We start from the raw sequence: 5226 nt of genomic DNA on the forward strand, positions 1-5226 counted from the left end.
TTTCCAAAGCTGTGGAACAGATTACTGCCGACGGTTTGACCCGCTGATTGAGGAATAACGTAATTGGGACCCGTTAAGGTTTTTGCCAAGCCGAGGCTGCCATCAAGGGTGATATTTTGGGCGATCGCGCGATCGCTCCCAGCGGCGATCGTACCCAGCGCGATCGCGCTTCTTATCCAACAAGGGTGGCAATGCAGCGATCGAAGCACTCTGCGAATTAACACGCTTGGCTAGCATTACCTTGACGGTAAGGTTTCCGTATATTCACGCAATAGCCTAACACAGCCTACCCATTTAGATGCTCACGTTTAACCTTTTTCCATAAAAGTTGAACTAACTTGCTAACACTGAATCATCAAGACGCGATCGCAATATTAGCGAGGACACTGGGACGCTAACGCTAAACTCTTAGGGGAAGAAGAAACAGCAGCCATCAGCACGACTTCACCTTGATGATTTCTCCCCCATCCAGTCGCTTCCACCAAAGGCATCGCCGGGGAATGAGTCTGAGATTTGGCAACCGCAGTTGAGCGAGGGAAAGCTTTTGCAGCGTGCGAGATCCGATTTGGACGGCTTGTTTGAGAAATTCGCCAATCTGTCCAAACGGCGCTGCTGCTTCGGGTTTCGCTGGGATTGTCCGGCAATCCACCGCGCCCAGTCAAGATTAATTCACTTTGTGCAAGCCCCCCACCAGTCGGACAAGTTTGTGCCACCAATCCAGACACATCAACCAACTCTGCGGGTAAAGTCGCTAACCCGCGACTGGGATCGACATCCAAGGTATTGATATTGACTGCGCCATTTACACCAAATTCCGAACTCGCGGTGATGTCACTTTCTGGCGTCAGGCGAGGACGAAACTGGGTGCCAAAGATGCCAGAGGTGGTGATATTGATATTCCCTCCCCGGCCCTCAAAGGCATTCGCAGTGATGTCGCTATTTTCTTCAGGGACGGCGACGATAAATTTGGCATTGATGTCCATATTGCCGCCGTTTCCACCTGTCTTATCGGTGCCTGCGGTGGTGGAAATGCTACTACCGTGGCGCAATTGCAATAAGTCCTGCACCTGTAGGGTAATATTGCCGCCATTTCCCGATTTGGTTGTCGCGGTGAGGGCGGCTTGGTTGTCTAAAAGAATCGAATCTGCCTCGATTTCTAGATTGCCTGCATTTCCTGTCCCTTGGCTGCTAACATTGATTTGAGCGCCATCTTGGACAATTAACTGCCCCGTCGTAATTTTTAAGTCTCCCGCAGTTCCAGTCCCTGATGTTTGAGTCAGCAAGCTGCTGGCTTGCCCATCTGCCGATATTCCTACCAACTGCACAGACTTCTTGGCGGTGATGGTCAATTTTCCTCCCTGACCCTCCCCTAAAGTTCCCGCCGATACCAACGCTCCATTTTGTACGGTCAACTGTCCCGTTTTAACCGTCAAGTCTCCAGCCGCTGCACTACCTGCCGTCCCCACCAACAAGCCGCTTCTAAAGGCACTATTTTTGGATGTTCCTATCAGTTGCACCGAATCTGCGATGACATTCAACGTTCCGCCTTTGCCTGTCGCCCCACCCAAGGTGGAAGCGGAAACCTGTGCCCCATCCCGGACAATTAACTGCTTGGTGTCAATTTTCAAGTCTCCAGCACCTCCGGAGCCGCCTTGAGTCGCAGCAAACAAACCGCTAGGAACTCCATCCACCCCCGTACCAATCAGTTCTATAGACTCTTGTGCAGTGACACTTAATTCCCCACCCTGACCTGCACCGAGAGTAGAACTAGAAACTTGTGCCCCATCTTTAACAGTCAACTGAACCGTTTTTAGCGTCAAGTTTCCAGCGGCTCCAGCACCTTGAGTTTGAGTAAACAAGCCGCTTTTAATTTCACCATTTGCCTTGGTACCAATCAGTTGTACGAACTTTGAGGCAGATACCGCCAACGCTCCACCCTGACCCGTGCTAAAAGTAATACTTCCTACCCGTGCCCCATCTTGAACAATCAACTGTCCAGTTTCGATTGTTAAGTCTCCAGCCGCTCCATCTCCGATAGTCTGAGTTAACAAGCTGCTTCCTGCTAACACTTCTAGGGACTGCTGGGCGGTTACGGTAATCGTTCCTCCTGGTTTTGAAATAGTATTCGCCTCAATTTTTGAGCCATCGGTGAGGGTAATGCGCTTGCCTGAAAGCTGAATAGCACCACTGCCTTCACCACTGGTATCAACGATGGCTTTTTCCGTTAGGGAGATATCTGCTAGTTGCACTCCTGCTGGAAAACTCAAATGCAGATTGTTACCATCAATCTCTAGCCCTACAGTTGCTGCTTCTGCCACTCCTCCCAACTCGATGCTACCGCCGGGTGCTTTTAATTGCCCTGCTTGCAACTCTATATTCCCGCCTACTAACAATAAACTCTGACCATCCGGAACTTGTAAACCTGACGTAGATTGAATGGTAATTGGCTTAGGCGCAATTTGATTAAATAGAAAAGCTGAAGGATTGACTGTCAGAATGGGAGGAACATTAGGTGCAGAAGCACTGAAAAAACCCTGAGTGTCAAATCCAATTGCATTCGCTGTCGTCGCTACAAACGAACCCCCACCGATATCTAGATAAGCCTTTGGTCCAAAGATAATCCCATTGGGGTTAATTAAAAATAGATTGACCTCGCCAATCACCCCCAGTATCCCCAGAATCTCAGAACGGCTCCCCCCTGTTACTCGACTTAGTATGTTTTTAATCTCTGGAGGCGGGAGAAAATAGGCAGCTCCGATTTCTCCAATGTCAAATTGTTTAAAACTGTGGAACAAGTTGGAACCCCGTGTTGCGCCGCCAAAGATAAATTCAACCGGAATGCCAGGAGCAAAAGGTACCACTACAGAACTTTCCGTTCCTAAGGTTTCATCGGGTACGATTTGGGCACATACGCGACTGACTTTAAAAAGCACCCCTACTATAGCCAACGAGCATCCTAGCCCCAACTGCAAAGTCTGCTGGAGCCAGCGTTTAGGGTTCACGGGATTTGTCTCCATTCAGGTAAGTGAAAAACTTAGTTGGGTATTTCACTGCAACAAAGCTTATAGGCTGTCTAGGGAGTTTTCTCTCCCCCCTAACTCACCTTGAAAAGGAGAACTGAGGGTTTATATACTCCCTGGTTTACCCAGATTTATAACAGCAGCTATTCTAGGACGCTCAGGTTTAAAGTTGAGTCGAATAGAGTTGCAAAATTAACGCGATCGCTTACCAAAGTATTAAAGTCAGTTTTTGCTGTTTGACTGACTAGATTGCTATTTTCCCAATTAAATCCAAGCGGAGGTCGCTCGATAATGATTGCGCCTAAGATATGTTTAATATGGGCAGAAGCATCAGGAGTAGCAGGTACATAACTTTGGATGGTATCCTCAAACATATTGAAGTCTTTAATGATGTCAAAACCATCAGCACTCTGGACATGATAGCTACCTCCTGGCTGTGGTTTCCAGTCAATCACGTTGGTAAATTTGAAAACATCCTTGCCAGCACCGCCCGTGAGAGTGTCAAAGCCAGCACCTCCAACTAAGGTATCATTGCCAGATCCACCGATGAGATCATCTATACCATTGCTGCCATAAAGGTCATCATTGCCTTCAAAACCAGTAATGGTGTCATTTTCTGTGCCGCCCTTCAAATTTGGATCGTTTCCAGGAGTACCATTGATAACTGCCATGTCGATTCCTCTTTACTAATGTTTTTGTTGCTAGGTTGTGTTGAAAAATACAAGGATAACCGCCCGTTTTTGTAATAATTTGCTCAGCTATAAACTCTATTTATGTGGGTCGCACCCAAAAGAAGAATTAGTTTTTGAATTCCTTAAAACCTCTCTAAAAAGAGTATTTTTAGTGCATTGAGTGCCAATTTACCATTGGGATTGGGCTAATGATATAGAACTGATTGAGACTAATCTCTATATCGGCAGCTTTCAAACCTTTACTTTATAAATTTAACTTTTTTCAGAGCTTGTTGCCAGTCGCTTTTTTTAGCACCACATATTTGTGGCAGCTTAGTTGAGTGTCACTCAATTAAGTGACACTTAACTGAGACAATTCAATCTTATCTGGTGCATTTATCTATCTGAGCATTATAACCGTGGCAGACAAGCGTTTTCTCTAGATCACGCTTAGCGCTCAAATGTCAGAGATTCAAAATAGCAACGGCTGTGTAAAAATCGGGTTCAATCCTGACTCAAATAGATTGACGAAACTTATGCGACCGCTCAAAAAATCACTAGTATCAAGCGTTGCGAATTTGCTGACTAAGCCGCTATTTTTCAGAGCGCCAAGAACCTCAGGTAAAGGCATGATGGGTGCGCCTGTAACGTGTTTAAAATTGGCAGGAACTTCAGGAATACCAGGAACATATTCTTTGATAGCATCCTGAGCTGGATTGAAGTCTGTAATAATGTCAAACCCATCCGCACTCTGAACGTAGTAACCAGATCCTGGGATAGCTCCATGTGAACTAACGCCTTTAAATACAAAGATATCAGCGCCAGAACCGCCCGTGAGAGTGTCAAAGCCAGCACCTCCAACTAAGGTGTCATTATCTCCTCCACCGATGAGGGTATCAATGCCGTTGCCGCCATAGAGGTTATCGTTTCCTGCAAAACCATAGATGGTGTCATTGTCTGTGCCTCCCTTCAAATTAGGATCGCTTCCCGGAGTGCCGTTGATAAGTGACATATTAATTACCCGTTGAAAAAATTAGTGAGTTTGCTATGATTTCAGTGTTGAAATATACAACACTGAAGCTTTCCACTTTTTTAAGGACAAACTTATCTACAAACTAAATTTTTAGCTTCCGGATTCTTTAGTAATTTCTTTGGGCAAAAGTGAAATTTATTCATCTAAGTAGGGCGGAAGCTAACAGCATCTATTGATAGAAATCCTATGCCAGCGGTTCCGATACCCGACTTCTTGAAGAAGTCGGGTATCTCGCCTTCACAAATCATTGAGAACGGCTATAGCTTCGATGTGTTGTTTTTTACTGTTGTTGAGCGGTGCAGCACTCAATTACAGGTTCTTGAGCGATCGCTTCCAAGCCACCAGAGTTTAATAAACTTACCCAGTCAGCAGTGAGGGCAGCATCTTTTGGATTCGCACTCCGGAGTTCAGCAAGAGCAGTGAGGGCATCATGCCAGATTCCTTGTTTGGCATAAAGAACCACACGTTCCCGTGGGGTTGCTTTCTGTAACTGACTCATCAA

At 46.2% G+C, this 5226-nt stretch carries 5 protein-coding genes; all 5 read right to left on the minus strand.

Features of this window, described 5'->3' with window-relative positions; all coding sequences use genetic code 11:
• On the minus strand, positions 1-224 hold a 224-nt coding region (locus tag H6F50_RS20725; protein WP_190430167.1), incomplete at its 3' end, for a hypothetical protein.
• A gap of 150 nt (positions 225-374) precedes the next feature.
• The gene (locus H6F50_RS20730) at positions 375-3017 is read right to left on the minus strand and encodes an S-layer family protein (RefSeq protein WP_190430168.1); all 2643 of its coding nucleotides are present in this window, start codon (positions 3015-3017) and stop codon (positions 375-377) included.
• 146 nt (positions 3018-3163) lie between these two features.
• Positions 3164-3691: a calcium-binding protein gene (locus tag H6F50_RS20735; protein ID WP_190430169.1), complete on the minus strand. Its 528-nt coding sequence runs from the start codon at positions 3689-3691 to the stop codon at positions 3164-3166.
• 472 nt (positions 3692-4163) lie between these two features.
• The gene (locus H6F50_RS27740; protein ID WP_190430170.1) at positions 4164-4703 is read right to left on the minus strand and encodes a hypothetical protein; all 540 of its coding nucleotides are present in this window, start codon (positions 4701-4703) and stop codon (positions 4164-4166) included.
• A gap of 301 nt (positions 4704-5004) precedes the next feature.
• Positions 5005-5226 (minus strand): DUF928 domain-containing protein (locus H6F50_RS20745; RefSeq protein ID WP_190430171.1); only part of this gene is annotated, 222 nt, incomplete at its 5' end.

Source organism: Coleofasciculus sp. FACHB-712 (assembly GCF_014695635.1).
Classification (GTDB): domain Bacteria; phylum Cyanobacteriota; class Cyanobacteriia; order Cyanobacteriales; family FACHB-T130; genus FACHB-T130.